Annotated in this window: 16 protein-coding genes; 12 read left to right on the top strand and 4 right to left on the bottom strand. The window is 44.0% G+C overall.

Features of this window, described 5'->3' with window-relative positions:
• Positions 1-64 precede the first annotated feature (64 nt).
• The 7 genes from K1M91_RS14505 to K1M91_RS14475 all read left to right on the top strand — a co-directional run bounded on the left by K1M91_RS14505 (position 65) and on the right by K1M91_RS14475 (position 9927).
• Positions 65-682: a TRAP transporter TatT component family protein gene (locus tag K1M91_RS14505; RefSeq protein WP_232802764.1), complete on the top strand. Its 618-nt coding sequence runs from the start codon at positions 65-67 to the stop codon at positions 680-682.
• 30 nt (positions 683-712) lie between these two features.
• Positions 713-1375: a response regulator transcription factor gene (locus tag K1M91_RS14500; protein ID WP_232802763.1), complete on the top strand. Its 663-nt coding sequence runs from the start codon at positions 713-715 to the stop codon at positions 1373-1375.
• Positions 1372-2790 (top strand): ATP-binding protein, encoded by a 1419-nt coding sequence (locus tag K1M91_RS14495; RefSeq protein WP_232802762.1) that lies wholly within the window; start codon positions 1372-1374, stop codon positions 2788-2790. The genes K1M91_RS14500 and K1M91_RS14495 overlap by 4 nt, the downstream gene beginning before the upstream one ends.
• Positions 2791-2877: 87 nt before the next feature.
• Complete coding sequence (locus tag K1M91_RS14490; protein ID WP_232802761.1) at positions 2878-3513, top strand: hypothetical protein; 636 nt, start codon at positions 2878-2880, stop codon at positions 3511-3513.
• A 320-nt stretch (positions 3514-3833) separates the two neighbouring features.
• The gene (locus K1M91_RS14485) at positions 3834-4982 is read left to right on the top strand and encodes an efflux RND transporter periplasmic adaptor subunit (protein WP_232802760.1); all 1149 of its coding nucleotides are present in this window, start codon (positions 3834-3836) and stop codon (positions 4980-4982) included.
• 10 nt (positions 4983-4992) lie between these two features.
• Positions 4993-8115, top strand: coding sequence for an efflux RND transporter permease subunit (locus tag K1M91_RS14480; RefSeq protein ID WP_232802759.1), 3123 nt, complete (start codon positions 4993-4995; stop codon positions 8113-8115).
• A 261-nt stretch (positions 8116-8376) separates the two neighbouring features.
• On the top strand, positions 8377-9927 hold the full coding sequence (locus K1M91_RS14475) for a PAS domain-containing methyl-accepting chemotaxis protein (RefSeq protein WP_232802758.1): 1551 nt from the start codon (positions 8377-8379) through the stop codon (positions 9925-9927).
• Between the two features lie 11 nt (positions 9928-9938).
• On the opposite strand, the gene msrQ is transcribed toward K1M91_RS14475, so the two are convergent.
• Together msrQ and msrP are read right to left on the bottom strand one after the other, a co-directional pair.
• A complete protein-coding gene (gene msrQ, locus K1M91_RS14470; RefSeq protein ID WP_232802757.1) occupies positions 9939-10565 on the bottom strand; it encodes a protein-methionine-sulfoxide reductase heme-binding subunit MsrQ in 627 nt (208 codons plus the stop codon).
• Positions 10565-11560, bottom strand: a complete 996-nt coding sequence (gene msrP, locus K1M91_RS14465; RefSeq protein WP_232802756.1) for a protein-methionine-sulfoxide reductase catalytic subunit MsrP — start codon at positions 11558-11560, stop codon at positions 10565-10567. The genes msrQ and msrP overlap by 1 nt, the downstream gene beginning before the upstream one ends.
• Positions 11561-11813: 253 nt before the next feature.
• Here msrP and prfB point away from each other — a divergent pair.
• The 3 genes from prfB (at position 11814) to K1M91_RS14450 (ending at position 15326) form a co-directional block, all read left to right on the top strand.
• Positions 11814-12912 (top strand): peptide chain release factor 2 gene (prfB, locus tag K1M91_RS14460; RefSeq protein ID WP_232802755.1). Its coding sequence is split into 2 segments (ribosomal slippage): positions 11814-11888 and positions 11890-12912, totalling 1098 coding nucleotides; the frame shifts between segments, so codons are not numbered across the junction.
• A gap of 21 nt (positions 12913-12933) precedes the next feature.
• Entirely contained in the window at positions 12934-14469 is a 1536-nt protein-coding gene (gene lysS / locus K1M91_RS14455) for a lysine--tRNA ligase (RefSeq protein WP_232802754.1), read from the top strand.
• A gap of 143 nt (positions 14470-14612) precedes the next feature.
• The gene (locus K1M91_RS14450) at positions 14613-15326 is read left to right on the top strand and encodes a sulfite exporter TauE/SafE family protein (protein ID WP_232802753.1); all 714 of its coding nucleotides are present in this window, start codon (positions 14613-14615) and stop codon (positions 15324-15326) included.
• Between the two features lie 71 nt (positions 15327-15397).
• Here K1M91_RS14450 and K1M91_RS14445 read toward each other — a convergent pair whose 3' ends face one another.
• Complete coding sequence (locus tag K1M91_RS14445; RefSeq protein WP_232802752.1) at positions 15398-15643, bottom strand: YecH family metal-binding protein; 246 nt, start codon at positions 15641-15643, stop codon at positions 15398-15400.
• 207 nt (positions 15644-15850) lie between these two features.
• On the opposite strand from K1M91_RS14445, the gene K1M91_RS14440 reads away from it, so the two are divergent.
• A complete protein-coding gene (locus tag K1M91_RS14440) occupies positions 15851-16513 on the top strand; it encodes a glutathione S-transferase N-terminal domain-containing protein (protein WP_232802751.1) in 663 nt (220 codons plus the stop codon).
• Positions 16514-16562: 49 nt separating this feature from the next.
• Here the strand turns inward: K1M91_RS14440 and K1M91_RS14435 are convergent, their stop codons facing one another.
• Positions 16563-17192 (bottom strand): MBL fold metallo-hydrolase, encoded by a 630-nt coding sequence (locus K1M91_RS14435; protein WP_232802750.1) that lies wholly within the window; start codon positions 17190-17192, stop codon positions 16563-16565.
• Positions 17193-17432: 240 nt separating this feature from the next.
• On the opposite strand from K1M91_RS14435, the gene K1M91_RS14430 reads away from it, so the two are divergent.
• Entirely contained in the window at positions 17433-18815 is a 1383-nt protein-coding gene (locus K1M91_RS14430; RefSeq protein ID WP_232802749.1) for a PhoH family protein, read from the top strand.
• The last annotated feature ends 1 nt before the right edge of the window (position 18816 follow it).

Raw genomic sequence — 18816 nt, 5'->3', positions numbered from 1 at the left:
CTCTGAGCAGCTCAGGTCTACAAAAAACACGAATCAACCAGTTCAACATACAAGGAGTATGACCATGAAATACCTAATTGCATTAATGATGTTATTTTCAAGCCAACTATGGGCTGCCAGTGCTGATGAGATGATGGTTTCACTGCAGCAAGATTGGGCGCATATTAAATATGAAGTGGATGAAAAAGAGCGAGAAAAAGGCTTTGAAACCTTAGTTAAACAAGCAGAAGAGGCCCTAAAAGCACATCCCAAGTCAGCGAATTTAATGATTTGGAACGCCATTATACTAAGCACGTATGCTGGTGAAAAAGGCGGTTTGGGCGCGTTAAGCTTAGTCAAGCAAGCAAAGAGCTTACTTGAGCGTTCGTTAGAAATAGACGATAAAGCCCTTGATGGCTCTGCTTATACCAGTTTAGCGAGTCTGTATTATCAAGTACCCGGCTGGCCAATCGGTTTTGGCGATGACGATAAAGCGCGCAGTTATTTTAAAAAAGCCTTGCAACTTAACCCTAATGGCATAGATAGTAACTTTTTTTATGGCGACTTTTTAATTCAGCAGAAAAAAAAGCAAGAAGCGAAAAAAGTACTGCAACAAGCGTTAAAGGCGGCGCCTCGTCCGGGTCGTGAAGTGGCTGACAAAGGCCGTAAAGACGAAATCTATCGTCTGTTAGTGACGCTATAAGGTGACGGTGAATTAAAACTAAGGTAAGAAATGAAGATACTGCTCGTTGAAGATGATCCATTACTCGGTGAAGGCGTCGCTGACGCCTTCAAATATCAGGGCCATGTGGTGGAGTGGGCCAGTAGTGGGCAGCAAGCTCTGACACTGGCTCAAGGCAGCGTATTTGATGTGGTGGTACTTGATTTAGGCTTACCCGACATGGAAGGGTTAGCTGTGCTCAGTGCGCTGCGCAAGGTTAAAATAAATACGCCGGTGTTAATCTTAACCGCGCGAGATAGTTGTGATGAGAAAGTGTTAGGGCTAGATCGCGGCGCCGATGATTACATGGCCAAGCCTTTTGATTTACCTGAGCTATTAGCGCGATTACGCGCTTTGGTTCGCCGCCATGCTGGACGAGTCGAGCCGGTGTTGTCCTATCAAGGTATTGAGGTTAATCCGGCCGAGCATAGCGTGATATACCAAGGGCAACCTATCGCAATGTCACGTCATGAGTTTGAATTGTTATCCCATTTTATGACTTATCCCACTCGCGTGTTCAGCCGTGAGGTTTTGGTTGAGCAGCTGTACAGCTGGAGTGAAGATATTGGCAGTAATACGGTTGAGGTTTATGTGCATCACCTGCGCAAAAAGCTGGGTAAATCGGTGATTGAAACGGTGCGCGGGGTAGGTTATCGGTTAGGAAAAATGTCATGAAGTCGATTCGCTTTTGGCTGATTGTGATGCTAACCAGTGCCATTTTAGTCTCCATGCTTGGCGCTATTTTTATTAGCTATCATAAAGTGTCTCATGAGACCGAAGAGCTTTATGACGCTGAACTTGCGCAACTTTCTCGCGTGTTGGAAAGCTTATTATCCATTCAGCTGGATTATACTCAAAACACAAATCTTGCCTCTTTAGACGAAAAAGATCGCGTTATCAACCCACCTGATGTGCATGCTCGTGGCGAGTTTGATTTATATGGCCACAAGTATGAAAAAAAGCTCAGCTTTCAAGTTTGGACCAGCCAAGGTGTGTTTCTATTAGGATCGGGTCATGGTTTAGACATGACAAAGCTGGTGCGTAAACCCGGTTATCAAATTGAGCATGATACCGCGGGTGTGCAGTGGCGCAGCTTTACACGTTATAGCGAGTCGCTAAAGGTATGGATAAAAACCGCACAACAAATGGAGATTCGAGAAGAGCTCACCCATGAAATCGCGAGCTTGAATGTACAAAGTTTGTTGTTAATGTTGCTGGTGATGATAGTGCTGATGGTGATCATTATTCAAATGGGGTTTCGTTCCCTGTTGCGCGTCAGTGAAGAAATTGAGAGCCGTAATCCAAGTCATTTAGCACCACTGGATGAGCGTGAAGTGCCGTCTGAAATAATGCCGGTAGTGCATGCCCTCAATCAACTGTTAGGTGAAATAGACCATTCTATTGAACGCCAACAACGTTTTACCAGTAATGCGGCTCATGAGTTAAGAACGCCGCTGGCCGCCATTAAGGTACATGCGCAAAACTTATACCCGCAAGACGAGCGCACCCAATCCATTCAGCAAAAAATAGTGCAAGGGGTGGATAAACTAACCCATTTATTTAATCAGCTGATTACCTTAAGCAAAATGGAGACAGAGCTACAAGAGGAAGGGGGACGTGAAAGCAGTAAAAAGCTGCTACTACACGGATTAGTAGACCAGCAGTTGTTTCCTTTGTCTGAGCAAATTAAGGTTAAAAATTTACAGGTAGATAATGCGGTTGCAACGGATCTTGTCTGCCTTGGTCCGGAAAACTCCATGTCAATTTTGCTGCGTAATTTGATAGATAATGCGGTGCGATACAGTGATGAGAATGGCATGATACGGATAACTGCGACGGATTCTGCTGACGGAATGAGTATTTCGGTGATGGACACTGGCCCCGGTTTAGATGAGCAACAAAAACAGCGTGTGTTTGAGCGCTTTTATCGCGCGGCTCACCAGCAAGTGACGGGATGTGGCTTGGGTCTATCTATTGTAAAAGAGATTGTTGAACGTCAGCAATATCGCATTCTGTTACATGACTCGCCCCTTGCTGAGCATGGATTATGGGTTGAGCTGTTTATTCCCAAAGAAATTAATGTGAAGTAAAAATCAATAAAATGTGATTTCTGCTCTTTGCACCTACCTAAAAATGCTTACACTGGTCGCCTAATTAATTTGCTAGGAAATTACAACATGATTATTTGGCGAGGCTGGGGGTGGTTAACTATCGTTGTTGCGGTAGTGGGTTTCTTTATTAGCGGGTTTACTGTAAATGCAATTACAGGCGGCTCATCAACATATCTATCTACGGTTATTACATTATTGATGACGGGGGCATTTATCGGCTTGTTTGGTTACTACATTAACGTTAAAAAACGTAAGGTAGTGCTTGATGAAGCTGGTAATGTGGTCGCTAAAGCCCCTTCACACAGCCTGTTTTTTATTCCTGTACAGTATTGGGGGATTATTTTACCGGCTGTTTTTATTTGGGCGGACTATAACAATCAACAAACTGAGAAAGATGACCTTGTATTTTTATCAGCTCCTGCCGTGAATGATAAGTACTTAGTGGATTTCTCTCATTTCTATCAAAACACTGACGATAAATATAAATACGGTGTATTTAAAGTGACAGAAGTGAATGGCGAGCAGGTTAGCGGCTGGATGAGTGAGAATGCTTACAGTAAAAAATCCGCCGTTCGTAAAGAAATTAACAAAGACAATGCCGACCAAGATAGCTTTTATGAGCAAGAACTTGTTTCCCTTGAAATCAGTAAACTGTTACCGCTAAAAGAGGCGGGAGCAATTGAACATGTTTATCGCGACTAGGATGGGTTAAGTAAAACTTTTGAACCATTGAGAGCTAATTGACGTACCCCTCTTGTAATTCAAAAGGGGTATTTTTTTTATCCCCTAATATGTACTTTAATGCCACCACTTGGTGCTTAATGTTACATTCATTTCTGTGTATTAATAAGGTCGTCCTGATTATGTCTCTTGTTAATATTGCTAGTTGATGTTTCTGATTTTTTACTTATTAATAGGCTATTAAACTGTGGCTATTCAAAATTGGGAACCCTATAATTTGTCCTCGATTTTTATAGTTGTTGTTTCCATTTTTTGGTTCTTCGGTTTGGGTAGGAGTATATATGCGGCAAATAGCGAAAGTTGCCTCACTGGTAGGTTTAGCACTTTTCATTACAGCGTGTGATAAAGGTAGTGCACAACAAGGCTCGCCAAAAGAGCGTCCGCCGGCAGAAGTGGGGGTTGTTGAGGTAAAAACCATTGAGCAGAACATTAGCATTGAACTGCCAGGCCGCAGTAAAGCCCACTTGGTTGCCGAAGTGAGGCCTCAGGTAACAGGTATCATTATAGAGCGCGGTTTTGTTGAAGGTTCAAGTGTGGATGCTGGTGACTCCCTTTATCAAATTGATTCGGCGACATACAAAGCAGCATTAGTGAGTGCCAACGCAGATTTAACCCGTGCTAATGCTAAGCTAGAGTCAGCGAAAGCGAAAGCAGCGCGTTATCAAGCATTGGTAAAGAAAAGCTCGATCAGTGAGCAAGACTTTGATGAAGCAAAGGCGGCTTATAAAGAAGCGCTAGCAGATGTAACTGTGGCGGAAGCGGCGATTAATACGGCCAAAATAAACCTTGAATACACTAAGGTAAAAGCACCTATTTCGGGTCGTATTGGTAAATCAAATGTGACGGCTGGGGCCTTGGTTACAGCAAATCAAACTCAAACATTAGCCACTATCCAACAACTTGATCCCATCAATGTAGACATAGTGCAATCAAGTGCGCAGCTATTACGATTAAAAGCTAAGTTAAAACAAGGTCAGCTACAAGCATCAGAAAACGCGAATGTTAGATTGGTGTTAGAAGACGGCAGTACCTACAACCAAGAAGGTACTTTGCAGTTCTCTGAAGTGAGTGTGGATGAAAATACTGGGTCGGTAACTTTACGTGCAGAGTTCCCAAATCCTGATGGCATTTTATTACCCGGCATGTACGTTCGCGCGATATTAAATGCAGGTAGCGATCCGATGGCGATCCTTGTGCCGCAAAAGGCGATTACGCGTAATACAAAAGGTCAAGCGGTTGCTATGGTGGTAGGTGCTGAAAATAAGGTTGAGTCTCGTGTAGTCACTACCGCAGAAGCTATTAATAACGAATGGCGCATTACTTCTGGTCTTGCTGCCGGCGATGTATTAATCGTGGAAGGCTTACAGAAAATCCGCCCCGGAGCAGTGGTTACTCCCAAACCACTAACTGATTCTTTAGCCCAACAGTAAGGTTTTTTTAATGGCTCGATTTTTTATCGATCGCCCTATTTTTGCATGGGTGATCTCGATTCTTATCATGGTGGCCGGTATTTTGGCTATCAAAGGTTTACCCGTGTCGCAATACCCCAGTATTGCGCCAACCAGTATCGTCGTTAATGCCTTTTATCCAGGTGCATCAGCTAAGACCATGGAAGATACGGTGACTCAGGTTATTGAGCAGCGCATGACCGGTCTTGATAACTTGCGTTATATTTCTTCGACCAGTGATAGTTTTGGTAATGCACAAATTACTCTGACATTCAATGCTGAAGCAGATGCTGATATTGCGCAGGTACAAGTGCAGAACAAACTCTCTCTTGCTATGCCTTTACTGCCGCAAGAAGTTCAAAGCCAAGGGGTTAAGGTTAGTAAATCTAGCTCAGGGTTTTTAATGGTGGCGGCGTTTGTATCTTCAGATGGTTCGATGAATAAAAATGACGTAGCAGACTATGTTGCATCAAACATTCAAGACCCATTAAGCCGTGCTGAAGGGGTTGGTGAGTTACAACTATTCGGTGCTCAATATGCGATGCGTATTTGGCTCGACCCTCTTAGGTTGACTCAATATAACCTGACCAGTCAGGATATCATGGCGTCGATTCGTGAGCAGAATGCACAAGTTTCTGCGGGGCAACTTGGTGGCTCTCCTTCTCTACCGGGTCAAGAGCTTAACGCGACGGTGTCAGCGCAGAGCCGCTTGCAGACGGTTGAGCAGTTTGAAAAAATTATCATCAAAGCCGATGTATCTGGCGCTAAAGTTTACTTGGCCGATGTTGCTCGAGTAGAGCTGGGTGCTGAAAGCTATGCGGTTGAGTCTTATTATAATGGTAAACCAGCGGCTGGTTTAGCGGTTAAACTGGCGACTGGCGCTAATGCCCTAGATACAGCTGATGCGGTAAAAGAGAGACTGGCTGAAATGCAAGCTTTCTTTCCGCAAGGTTTAGAGGTGATGTATCCTTATGACACCACGCCATTTGTTGAAAAATCTATTGAAGGGGTGGTGAAAACGCTGTTGGAAGCGATAGTACTGGTATTTATTATCATGTACCTATTCTTGCAGAATTTCCGTGCCACCTTGATCCCCACCATTGCTGTTCCTGTGGTTTTATTGGGAACCTTCGCGATTTTATCGGCGACAGGGTTCTCTATTAACACCTTAACCATGTTCGCCATGGTGCTTGCCATCGGCTTGCTGGTAGATGATGCTATCGTGGTAGTGGAAAACGTTGAACGTGTGATGCAAGAAGATGGCTTAAGCCCTCTAGAGGCAACACGTAAATCAATGGATCAAATCACCGGTGCGCTGGTTGGTATCGGTTTAACCTTGTCTGCGGTATTTGTACCTATGGCCTTTATGAGTGGCTCAACGGGTGTTATTTATCGCCAGTTCTCTATCACAATCGTCTCTGCGATGGCGCTATCGGTATTTGTCGCCATGGTATTAACGCCAGCGTTATGTGCCACTATGCTTAAGCCTATTCCAAAAGGTCATGGCCATATTCAAACTGGCTTTTTTGGTTGGTTTAACCGCAGCTTTGACAAAATGACATCAGGTTATCAGTCAACCGTTGCCGGCATTTTAAAACGGTCAATTCGGGTAATGCTTATTTACCTTGCTTTAGTGGGCTTAGTTGCTTGGATATTCTTGCGCATGCCAACGGCCTTTTTACCAGATGAAGACCAAGGGGTACTCTTTACGCAAGTTATTTTGCCGACCAATTCAACGCAAGAAAGCACCATTGAGGTGTTGCGTAAAATTGACAAGGTTTTCCTTGAAGATGAAGCGGCTAGTGTTCAGTCTGTGTTTAGTGTTGCTGGCTTTAGTTTTGCTGGTAGCGGTCAAAACATGGGTCTTTCATTTGTTAATTTAAAAGATTGGTCTGAGCGTGAAGCGCCGGGACTGGATGTTAAATCAGTGGCTGGGCGAGCCATGGCGAGCTTTTCTCAAATCCAAGAAGCCTTTGTTTTTGCTTTTGTACCGCCCGCGGTGATTGAGCTAGGCACAGCTAACGGCTTTGACTTATATCTGCAAGATAAAAATGGCCTAGGGCATGATGCTTTGCTTGCTGCGCGAAATCAGCTATTGGGCATGGCAATGCAAAATCCTAATTTGGTCGGCGTAAGGCCCAATGGTCAAGAAGATGCACCTATGTATCAGATTGATATTGATCACGCCAAACTGCGGGCACTAGGCATTAATATTAATGATGTGAACAGTGTACTCGGTACCGCTTGGGGTGGCGCTTATGTGAATGACTTTATCGATCGCGGTCGAGTGAAGAAGGTCTATATGCAAGGTGAAGCAGGTTATCGTATGCAACCTGAAGATCTTGATTCTTGGTATGTTAAAAATGCCAACAATGAAATGGTGCCTTTTTCTGCGTTTGCTACGGGTCATTGGGATTTTGGCTCGCCGCGACTAGAGCGCTTTAATGGCTTACCCGCGATGAATATTCAAGGTGGCACTGCGCCCGGTTACAGTACGGGTGATGCCATGGTTATCTTAGAAGACATGGCGAAACAGTTACCACCGGGCTTTGGTATAGAATGGAATGGTTTATCCTATGAAGAGCGGTTATCGGGTAACCAAGCGCCATTCTTATATGCCTTGTCTATCTTGGTAGTGTTCTTGGTATTGGCTGCCTTATATGAAAGCTGGTCGGTGCCATTCTCAGTTGTGTTAGTGGTGCCGTTGGGGATCATTGGTGCGCTATTAGCGATGAACGGTCGTGACTTACCTAACGACGTGTTCTTCCAAGTAGGCCTACTAACAACCGTTGGCTTAGCAACTAAGAACGCCATTTTGATTGTCGAGTTTGCCAAAGAATTCTATGAGAAGGGGGCCGATTTAATGGATGCAACATTGCACGCTGTGCGCGTTCGTTTGCGTCCTATTCTTATGACGTCACTAGCATTTGGTTTAGGTGTGGTGCCCCTTGCTATTAGTACGGGTGTGGGCTCAGGTAGCCAAAATGCGATTGGTACGGCGGTATTGGGTGGCATGTTAAGTTCAACTTTCTTAGGTATTTTCTTTGTGCCGCTGTTCTTTGTCATAGTAGAGAAAATATTTAGTAAGCGAGAGCGTAAAGCCAAAGTAGACTAATTGTTATCGGATAAATTGATTATCTAGCCAAAGCCCAGTTTCGACTGGGCTTTTTTGTTTTTTGTTTTTTGTTTTTTCATGCTTTTATCTCTCAGTGTTTTTTTGCTTTTATTTGTTGTTTTTGTGGTTAAATTAACTCTAATCTTTCGTTGTTATTGGTTTATTATTCTGTCATGTTTCTCTGTTTCAGCTTTATAGTCAATTAGTTGATTTTATCGCTATGCTTAACAGGGATTAAACATACTTTTTACAAGGTTAATTATGACAACGAATTCCACCAGCTATGATCCACAAGAAGTGAGTTACTCAGCTCAAGAGCAATTAGTATCAACTACGGACTTACGCGGGGTTATTAATTATGCCAATCCGATTTTTTGCCAAGTGGCGGGTTATACCTTAGAAGAGTTGAATAATAAAAATCACAATATTGTGCGTCACCCTGATATGCCATCTGCTGCCTTTGCAGACTTATGGGGTAACTTAAAAGCCGGTAAGCACTGGCGTGGCATGGTAAAAAATCGTTGTAAAGATGGACGTTATTATTGGGTGGATGCCTATGTTACGCCTATGGTGGAGCAAGGTAAGGTGGTGGGGTATCAATCGGTACGCGTGTTACCCACGGGTAAACTAAAACAACAAGCGCAGTTATTATATAAACGCTTAACTGTCGGCAAATCATTACCTTGGCGTTTAAGCGAGCATAATCATATAAAATGGGCGCTTGTTGCCATCCCGGTGTTGTTATTATTGCTAGCGCCGTTATTTTTGTCAGGTTTAACGTTAACCCTAGCGAATGGGGTTTTATTGGCTTTGCTTACGGGATTGTTAAAGCCTGAATTATTTGATGTGCCACATTATATCGCTAAATTAAAGCAAAGCTGCGATAGTGTCTCGCGCCACGTTTACTCCGGCTATGGTCCCGTATCGGTAGTGGACTTTTCGATTGGTCTATATCAAGCAAAAATACGCACCATTTTAGGTCGCAGCAATGATTCGGCCAATAATGTCAAAGAGGTTGCTACCTCGTTACAAATCACCGCAGAGCAGAGCCAAGCGTCGATTGAAAAACAATCATTTGAACTGCAACAAGTGGCCGCTGCGATTAATCAAATGTCGACGGCAACAGCGGAAATTGCGCATACCACCGTAAGCAGTGCAGAGCGGATTAACGTGGTTAATGACAATTGTAAGCGTTCATTAGTACAAGTAGATGAAACATTTCGTACTGTGACGAACTTGGCCAAACAGATGCAAAATTCAGCCGACTCAGCGCCTAAATTAGCCGCAGAAGCGGACAAAATTAGTGGTTTTATGGGAGAGATTTTGTGGGTGGCAGATCAAACTAATTTACTGGCCCTAAATGCTTCTATTGAAGCGGCAAGAGCAGGTGAGCATGGTCGTGGTTTTGCCGTGGTCGCAGATGAAGTGCGCAGTTTAAGTATGCGCACCCATAAAGTGACAGAGCAGATTGGTACGTCAATAGCGGGTATGCAAAAAATGTTGCAACTCTGGGTGGAAACGATGACAGAGGGCGCACAAGAAGCGCAATTAACCCTTAAGAGTACTGAGCAAAGTAAGCTTATGATTAATGATATTAGTGAGCAAATGGCTGTATTATCGGATTTGGCGATTCAAATTTCAGCCGCCAGTGAAGAACAAAGCGCGACAATTGAGGAGATTAATCGCAATATCAATAACCTCAATGATGGCGCTAATGAAAGTGTGCGTTTATCGAACGTGGTTAGCCAAGATATTGAATCACTTAATAAAAGTGCAGATAAGTTGAGTGCGTTAGCCCACACGTTTAACTGAGTAACTTTTATCTACGCCACTTTAGCTTTTACCTTGGATGGCAAGTGTGACATTAACTTGTGTCGCCGTAGTAGTAATAAGAATGCCGCGATAAGAATGTAAATACTAGGCTCAAGGACTGCAGACTTTACAGACCAGTAATAATGGATGGGCACTAACAGCGCTACAAGGTAAACCCAGTTGTGCAGTTTTTGCCAGTTTCTGCCCATTTTGCGTCGAATGCGATTGGCTGAGGTTACACCCAGAGCCATCAGCAATAGCAGGGCAACTAAGCCCAAAGTGATGTAAGGGCGCTTGATCACTTCTTCAACGAAAAGATCAATGCGACCCGCTAAATCAAGCAACCAAAATATAGCCACATGAATGAGGGCATAGGCTAACACCCAAAGTCCTAATAGTCGCCGGGTTTGCAGTAAAAATCTCCACTTTATCCACTTGGCAGCGGGGCTGATCAGTAAAGTAACAAACAATAAGTTTAATGCCCCTTTCCCTGTAAAGTGAGTAAGGTACTGCACTGGGTCGCCCCCGAGCTGCTGACTAAAAGTTTGCCACGCTAGCCAGCATAAAGGCAATAACGCCCCCCCGTGCAGCATTACCTTAATGGCGGTGATATGTTTAGCAGCCCAAGCTTTAACCATTAATAAAATTTCCTTAAATCCATGCCTTTATACAAAGATGCCACTTCGTCACCATAGCCATTGAACATTAAGGTATCAATACGTTCAGCGCGAAAGCCATCAGCGATGCGGCGCTCGGTGGCTTGGCTCCATCTTGGGTGATCAACTTGTGGATTAACATTGGCAAAGAAGCCATATTCGTTGGGTGCTAATGCCTGCCAAGTCGTAGGAGGCTCTTTCTCGGTAAGTGTGATTTTTACAATACTTTTAATGCTTTTAAAGCCATATTTCCAGGGCACAACTAAACGGATTGGCGCGCCGTTTTGCGCTGGCAAGGTTTTACCGTACAGGCCAACTGATAATAGCGAGAGTGGGTGCATTGCCTCGGCGATGGTTAAACCTTCAACATAAGGGAAGGGTATGCCACCACCGAGGCGAGAGGCTTGGCCTGGCATTTGTTTAGGGTCGTACAAGGTTTGAAATGCAACATATTTGGCTTTGGAGGTTGGATTGACTTTTTTGATTAAGTCAGCCAAAGAAAAGCCCAGCCATGGGATCACCATCGACCAAGCTTCAACGCAGCGTAAGCGGTAGATGCGCTCTTCAATTGGATGGTTTTTCAATATGTCATCCATTGAAAAGGTTCGAGGTTTCTCCACTTCACCATCAATCGTGATGGACCAAGGCTCAGGGTTAAATGCTTTTGAATTTTCGATTGGGTCGGTTTTGTTCGTGCCAAACTCATAGAAGTTGTTATGACTGGTTACTTTGCTCTCTGGTGTCAGCACTTCGGTTAAATTATTCGCCACTTTCTTGGCAATAGTTAGTGGTTTGGGCTGGTAAACCGCTTGCTCTGGGACCACCACTTCATCTGCAAATAAGCCAAAAATACCAGCGTGTGCGACTGGGCTGACGGCTGCACTTCCCGCAATTAAGCCTGAAGCTTTAATGATATTACGTCGGTTTAGGTAAAGCGACTCGGGAGTAATATCTGAGCTGAGAATTTTTTTTGTCATAATATAGAGTGCCTTAATCAATAAGCGTTAATGCGCTGTCGTCAATATAAAATGGCGGCGCTTAAATGAGTAGACCGAGTCGATAGGGTTTGTATTTCATTTTTTCTATCTCATTTTTCTACTTAGGGTATATACGACTTGATGAGGAAAAAGATCCTTGCGATTAAGCCTAATTTGCTTCTTGCCACTGTCTATTGGCGCGCGTTTCAGGTAAAATTTCGCGCCTATTTTATAATCCAATTCGAGTAACGACATGTTCGAAGTAAATCCAGTAAACAATTTAATTAAGGAGCTGTCTGAGCGGACTGAGCTTCTTAGGGGGTACCTTTGACTACGAGGCCAAGAAAGAACGCCTTGAAGAAGTCTCCCGTGAGCTAGAATCACCTGAAGTGTGGAATGAGCCAGAGCGTGCTCAAGCACTGGGCAAAGAGCGCAGTGCTCTTGAAGCTGTGGTGGAAACTATCGATGTGATGGAGTCAGGCCTAGAAGATGTGGCAGGCTTAGTTGAGCTAGCGGTTGAAGCGGAAGATGAAGATACCTTTAACGAAGCACAGATAGAGCTAGCTGACTTAGAAGCGAAGTTAGAAGTGCTTGAATTTCGTCGTATGTTCTCTGGCCCTCATGATAGCAGTGATTGTTACTTGGATTTACAAGCTGGCTCGGGTGGCACAGAAGCCCAAGATTGGGCCAGTATGTTATTGCGTATGTATTTGCGTTGGGGCGAGGCTCATGGTTTTAAAACCGAGCTGATTGAAGTATCAGATGGCGATGTCGCAGGTATCAAGAGTGCCACTATTCGTTTTGAAGGTGAATACGCCTATGGTTGGCTACGTACCGAAACCGGTGTGCATCGCTTAGTGCGTAAATCGCCGTTTGACTCAGGTGGTCGCCGCCATACTTCGTTTGCGTCGGCATTTATTTACCCTGAAATAGATGACAATATTGCCGTGGATATCAACCCGTCAGACCTACGTATCGATGTTTATCGTGCTTCAGGTGCGGGTGGTCAGCACGTAAACACCACAGAATCGGCGGTGCGTATTACTCACGTGCCAACCAATATTGTGGTGCAGTGTCAAAATGATCGTTCTCAGCACAAGAACAAAGATCAGGCGATGAAGCAACTTAAAGCTAAGTTGTATGAGCATGAGCTACAAAAGCAAAACTCAGAAAAACAAGCCAATGAAGATAACAAGTCTGATATCGGTTGGGGCAGCCAAATTCGCTCTTATGTATTAGATGACTCGCGTATTAAAGACTTACGCACTGGTATCGAAAACCGTAATACTCAAGCAGTATTAGACGGTGACTTAGACAAATTTATAGAAGCTAGTTTGAAATCTGGCCTTTAATCACTTTTTGAGAATGACATCATGACTGAACAAGTACAAGACGAAAACAAACTGATCGCCGAACGTCGCGGCAAACTTGACCAAATTCGTGTGAACTGCCCTGCCAATGGCCACCCGAATACCTTTGACCGTGAGCATTACACCCAAGACTTACAAGCTGAATACGGTGAAAAGAGCAAAGAAGAGCTAGAAGGCGCGGGTATTATCGTTGCCATTGCAGGTCGTATTATGGCTAAGCGTGGTCCTTTCCTTGTGTTACAAGATATGAAAGGGCGAATTCAAGCTTATGCAGATAAGAAAGTACAAGCAGATCTGAAAGAAAAGTATGGCTTATTAGACGTGGGTGACATTATCGGCGTAAAAGGTCAGCTGCATAAATCGGGTAAAGGCGATTTATATGTGAACATGGGTGAGTATGAATTACTGACTAAATCACTGCGCCCATTGCCGGAGAAATTTCACGGCCTAGCCGATCAAGAAACCAAGTACCGTCAGCGTTACATCGATTTAATGATGAGCCAAGAAACGCGCGATACTTTTAAAATCCGCTCTAAAGTCGTTGAAGGTATTCGTCGTTACTTAAGCGACCGTGATTTCATGGAAGTTGAAACGCCGATGCTACAAGTGATCCCTGGTGGCGCGAGTGCGCGTCCATTTGTGACACATCATAACGCCCTAAGCATCGACATGTTTTTACGTATTGCCCCTGAGTTATACCTAAAACGTTTAGTGGTGGGTGGCTTTGAGCGTGTATTTGAAATCAACCGAAACTTTCGTAACGAAGGTTTGAGTGTGCGCCATAACCCAGAATTCACTATGATCGAATTCTACCAAGCATACGCAGATTACAAAGATCTGATGAACTTAACGGAAGATATGTTGCGTACCTTGTCACAAGACATCTTAGGTACAACTTCGATCCGTAACACCAAAAAAGACGCTGAAGGCAATGTGATTGAAGAAGTGTTCTACGACTTTGGTCAGCCATTTGCACGTATTTCGATGATTGACGCGGTTATTCAGCATAACCCTGACTTTGATGAAGCGGTTATCCGTGACCCACAAGGTAACTTTGAGCAACTCAAAGCGTACGCCAAGCAAGTCGGCGTGAAGTTCCCTGAAAGTGCTGATGTATGGGGCCCAGGCCGCGTATTGTGTGAAATTTTTGAAGAAACCGCTGAGCACTTACTGATCCAACCTACTTTTATTACTGAATATCCGTGGGAAGTATCGCCATTAGCGCGTCGTAACGATGAAAATGAATTTATTACTGACCGTTTTGAGTTCTTCATCGGTGGTCGTGAACTCGCGAACGGTTTCTCAGAGCTTAACGATGCACAAGATCAAGCGGAGCGTTTCCGTAAACAAGTAGAAGAAAAAGATGCCGGTGATGATGAAGCAATGCACTTTGATGAAGACTACATCACTGCACTTGAGTTTGGTTTACCACCAACAGCAGGGCAAGGTATTGGTATCGATCGCTTAGTGATGATTTTCACTGACAGCCCATCGATTAAAGACGTACTCTTGTTCCCTCATATGCGTCCGCTCGCTTAATTTTAGCGGGTGTGCATGGAGGCCCCAAGCGGTGACGATCGCTTGGGGCTTTTTCGTTTCTACTCACTGATGAGACCTGAGCCCCTAGGCTCCCTAAGTTTAAATTGGTGGTGTCTGATTTTATTTGAAAAAGGAGAGTGACCGTGGAGCCGAGTATCATACTTGCTGTGGTCGTGATTGCGATGGGGTCATTTATTCAGTCCGCCACAGGTTTTGGTTTGGCGATTGCCACCGCGCCGATTCTTATCTTTATTTCGATAGATTATGTACCCGCGCCAATCACTATTATTGGCTTGATCTTGTCTTTGTTTAACGCTTGGCAATATCGCAGTAACTTTTCATTACAAGGGTTATTGCACGCCTTGGTAGGCCGTGTGCCGGGCTCGTTAGCCGGTGGGGCAGTGCTGATGTGGGTCAATGCAGCGCAGTTAACCTTGTTGATTGGGCTATCGGTGATTGCGGCAGTGCTGGTGAGTTTACTGCCAATAAAAATTGAGCCAACGCCAAAGCGTTTAGCCATTGCTGGATTTTTCTCTGGTTTATTTGGCACCAGTGCAGGCATCGGTGGACCGCCGATGGCGCTACTTATGCAACACGGTGAAGCGAATGTTATTCGCGCCAATTTGTCCGCGTTTTTTGTGGTTAGCTCCGTTTTATCGTTACTGGTGCAAGGTGGCGCAGGTTATTTAAGCTGGCATCATTTCAGCTTAACTTTACCGCTGATCCCTGCTTGTTTAGTTGGCTATTATGTCGCTAAAAAAACCAATCATTTACTTTCGAAGCAGCAGATAAGAATGATGTCACTGACTTTATGCAGTATTTCTGGGGTGTCGGCAGTGGTGAGTTATTTGTATTAGTGGTGAGTGGGCTTTGAATGCTTTGTTCAAAGCCCTGCAACTCAACGAAGATAGCTTGGTTATAAGTTTTATTAGTGATGTGAACAGCAGTGGCCTGCCGCTTTTTTGAATGCTGTTTCTGTGCCTTCAAATTTGCCTTTGTTCTTTAAAAATTCAATGGCTTCCACAACATTCATCCCTTGCACTTTACAGCTGCGGTATTGTGCTTGTTCGCCAAATACCTGATTCAAAGCTGCCGTTAAAGATTCATTACTGTAGGTTGCTTGAGAAGCTTCCATTAGATTTAAAATATCGTGAACGTGGACGTTATTGCTCATAGCGTTAGCTCCTAAATATCAATAGCCGCAAAATCCCACAACCGCGACCGACTCGCAACAGATGTTTGGGTTTGTGATGATGTAAATCAAATTTTGCTCTGCAATTATTACTTTTGAGGTGTTTTTCGTATCACTTTAACTTGTCATTAGGTGGTAATCTAAATCTGTTGTTACTGTTAACTTTCATCATTATCGGAAGGAATGTTTATGTACACTTTGTTTTATGCTCCAACTCCTAATGGTCACAAAATTACCTTGATGCTAGAAGCTCTTGAGGTGCCTTATCGTATTGTGCCTATTAACATTCAATTGAATGATCAGTTCCTTCCTTCGTTTTTAGAAGTTGCGCCGAACAATCGTATGCCTGCGTTAATTGATCATGAAAATGGTCAAAGTGTGTTTGAATCGGGCGCTATATTGACTTATTTAGCGGAAAAGCATTTAGCTTTTCTTCCTGAAGCGGGCCCTGAGCGTTATGAGGTATTGCAATGGCTTAATTGGCAAATAGGTGGGTTAGGGCCAATGGCAGGGCAAAATCACCACTTTAATCATTATGCGCCAGACCAAGTGCCTTATGGTATTAAGCGCTATACAGACGAAACCACGCGTTTATATGGTGTGTTGGATAGGCAGCTGAGTGAGCAAGATTATGTAGCGGGCGATTATTCTATTGCTGATATGGCTATTTACCCTTGGGTGCGATTACACGACAAGCAAAAGCAAGACATCACCCTGTTTCCGAATATTATGCGATATTTAGCGACCATGGATGCGCGTGCAGATGTGCAAGCGGCCTTACAAAAAGAAGCCGAGTTTGATTGGCAAGGAAGTTTGACGGAACAGCAGTTGCAGCAGCTACTTGAAGTGTAGTGATTATCAGTAAATGCCGCGGCATTGGCGGCGGCATTTAGTCATCGGATTAGAAAATAAACGGATTGGTTTTCTTCTCTTTACCAAAGGTTGATTTAGGCCCATGACCACTGACAAATTCCATATCATCAGGCAAAGGCCAGAGCTTGGTTTTGATCGCGGTGATCAGTTGGTCGTGGTTACCCATCGGAAAGTCTGTTCGGCCGATGGAGCCGCGAAATAATACATCTCCTACTAGGGCTTGGTTACTTTGGTGGTCAATAAACACGACATGACCCGGAGTGTGGCCAGGGCAATGTAACACTTCTAGCTCAACCTCGCCAAAATTGACTTTGTCGTCTTGCTTGAGCCAGCGATCTGGGGTGAATTGTTCAACGGGTGGAAAGCCAAACATTTGGCTTTGCATTGGAAAACCTTCCAGCCAAAAAATATCATCTTGATGGGGGCCTTCAATGGGTACTTTAAGTGTCTGGGCTAGCTCTTGGGTGCCGCCGGCATGGTCTAAATGAGCATGAGTAATGAATATTTTTTCGACTGCTACTTGCTCTTCGGTAATGGCAGCTAGAATTTTTGCTACGTCACCACCGGGATCGACGACGGCGGCCTTTTTGGTCTTGTCACAAATTAGCAAGGTGCAGTTCTGTTGGAATGGGGTCACTGGAATAATACGAATGCGCATACACTAAATCCTCATAAGTCTATGGCTATTCTACCCAATATTAGGCAAATAGAAACATGCGGCCAGCACTGATATGAAATAAGCGTCTTAGTTGGCACAAATTACAAATCTTCCTAGCTTGTCATAAAATTGCCATCAATTTCTCGCTAGAGTAAGGATTCATCAACTAAGCTGACATTAGGGCTCCATTGGATCGTGTTAAGTATAACGGTCTAAATTCGGAGTTTAAGGAGAATGCCTATGGCTAACCGTGACCTGAGTAAGTATTTTATTTTAGACACTAACGTGTTGTTACATGAACCCTTAGCAATTTATTCCTTCCAAGAGCACAACGTAGTTATTCCCATGACGGTCCTTGAAGAGTTAGACCGTATCAAAGACAGGCAGAAAGACGTTAGCCGTGATGCCCGCGTCGCAATCCGTTCACTTGAAGACATTTTTAAAGACGCAACACCCGAAGATATCGTGGAAGGGGTACCCCTATCTAAACTAGAAGATTCAGCGGTGGGGCACATTAGTATTTTTGCTGATCATAATATGACGCAAGCAAAAGAGTTATTTACTGAAGATGAGCCTGATAACCGTATTATTAATGTGGCGTTATTTTTACAGCGCAGCAAGGCGCCAGCGCAAGTTATTTTAGTTACCAAAGACATTAATATGCGCCTTAAAGCGAAAGGTGCAGGGCTTAAACAAGTTGAAGATTACCGGACCGATCAGCTGATTGATGATATTAATTTATTGTCGAAAGGCTTTAGGCAATTACCGGGGAGTTTTTGGGATAGTGTTGAGGATTGTGAAACCACCACTGATGGCCGTGATACCTGGCATGAATTAGATGAGCATTTAATAGAAAACACGTACATCAATGAATATTTGATTGATGAAACAAAATTATTTGCCGCAAAAGTGGTGGGACATGAAAATGGCAAGGTAAAGCTATTAGATATTGGCCGAGATCGTATGTTGGCGCGCCATGCTTGGGGAATACACCCAAAGAATGTCTACCAAAGTATGGCGTTAAATGCGCTGCTTGATCCTAGTGTCGATTTGGTTATTCTGACCGGCCCAGCTGGATGTGGTAAAACCTTACTCGCGATGGCCGCGGCTCTTGAGTTGGTGATTGAAAAGGGGATCTACGATAAGGTGATTGTGACCCGCAATACGCCAGACATAGCAGAAAATATTGGTTTCTTGCCGGGCACTGAAGAAGAAAAAATGATGCCTTGGTTAGCTGCCGTTACGGACACCTTAGAAGTGCTGCATAAAAATGACGAGTGTCCCAATGGCTCACTAGAATACATTATGGAAAAAGCAAATATTCAGTTTAAGTCGGTGAATTTCATGCGTGGCCGCAGCATCCAAAACTCATTTGTATTACTAGATGAGTGTCAGAATTTAACTGCGTCACAACTTAAAACCATTATTACCCGTTGTGGTGAAGGTACTAAATTGGTTTGCTCTGGCAACTTGGCGCAAATTGACAGTAATTATTTAACCCCTGTGACGTCTGGTTTAACCTATATCGTTGAGCGATTTAAGCACTTTGAAGGCAGTGCGAATGTGTATTTAAATGGGGTGGTAAGGAGTCGCTTGGCTTCTTTTGCCGAAGAAAATTTATAAC

The organism is Motilimonas sp. E26 (assembly GCF_021278025.1).
Taxonomy (GTDB): domain Bacteria; phylum Pseudomonadota; class Gammaproteobacteria; order Enterobacterales; family CBDFNC01; genus Motilimonas.
The sequence above is the reverse complement of the archived record's forward strand: the minus strand, read 5'-3'. Positions and strand labels throughout refer to the sequence as shown.

What these genes read in the sequence shown, in the direction of transcription:
- K1M91_RS14505 (WP_232802764.1), top strand. Translation starts at nt 65, where the DNA reads ATGAAATACCTAATTGCATTAATGATGTTATTTTCAAGCCAACTATGG.
- K1M91_RS14500 (WP_232802763.1), top strand. Translation starts at nt 713, where the DNA reads ATGAAGATACTGCTCGTTGAAGATGATCCATTACTCGGTGAAGGCGTC.
- K1M91_RS14495 (WP_232802762.1), top strand. Translation starts at nt 1,372, where the DNA reads ATGAAGTCGATTCGCTTTTGGCTGATTGTGATGCTAACCAGTGCCATT.
- K1M91_RS14490 (WP_232802761.1), top strand. Translation starts at nt 2,878, where the DNA reads ATGATTATTTGGCGAGGCTGGGGGTGGTTAACTATCGTTGTTGCGGTA.
- K1M91_RS14485 (WP_232802760.1), top strand. Translation starts at nt 3,834, where the DNA reads ATGCGGCAAATAGCGAAAGTTGCCTCACTGGTAGGTTTAGCACTTTTC.
- K1M91_RS14480 (WP_232802759.1), top strand. Translation starts at nt 4,993, where the DNA reads ATGGCTCGATTTTTTATCGATCGCCCTATTTTTGCATGGGTGATCTCG.
- K1M91_RS14475 (WP_232802758.1), top strand. Translation starts at nt 8,377, where the DNA reads ATGACAACGAATTCCACCAGCTATGATCCACAAGAAGTGAGTTACTCA.
- msrQ (WP_232802757.1), bottom strand. Translation starts at nt 10,565, where the DNA reads ATGGTTAAAGCTTGGGCTGCTAAACATATCACCGCCATTAAGGTAATG.
- msrP (WP_232802756.1), bottom strand. Translation starts at nt 11,560, where the DNA reads ATGACAAAAAAAATTCTCAGCTCAGATATTACTCCCGAGTCGCTTTAC.
- lysS (WP_232802754.1), top strand. Translation starts at nt 12,934, where the DNA reads ATGACTGAACAAGTACAAGACGAAAACAAACTGATCGCCGAACGTCGC.
- K1M91_RS14445 (WP_232802752.1), bottom strand. Translation starts at nt 15,643, where the DNA reads ATGAGCAATAACGTCCACGTTCACGATATTTTAAATCTAATGGAAGCT.
- K1M91_RS14440 (WP_232802751.1), top strand. Translation starts at nt 15,851, where the DNA reads ATGTACACTTTGTTTTATGCTCCAACTCCTAATGGTCACAAAATTACC.
- K1M91_RS14435 (WP_232802750.1), bottom strand. Translation starts at nt 17,192, where the DNA reads ATGCGCATTCGTATTATTCCAGTGACCCCATTCCAACAGAACTGCACC.
- K1M91_RS14430 (WP_232802749.1), top strand. Translation starts at nt 17,433, where the DNA reads ATGGCTAACCGTGACCTGAGTAAGTATTTTATTTTAGACACTAACGTG.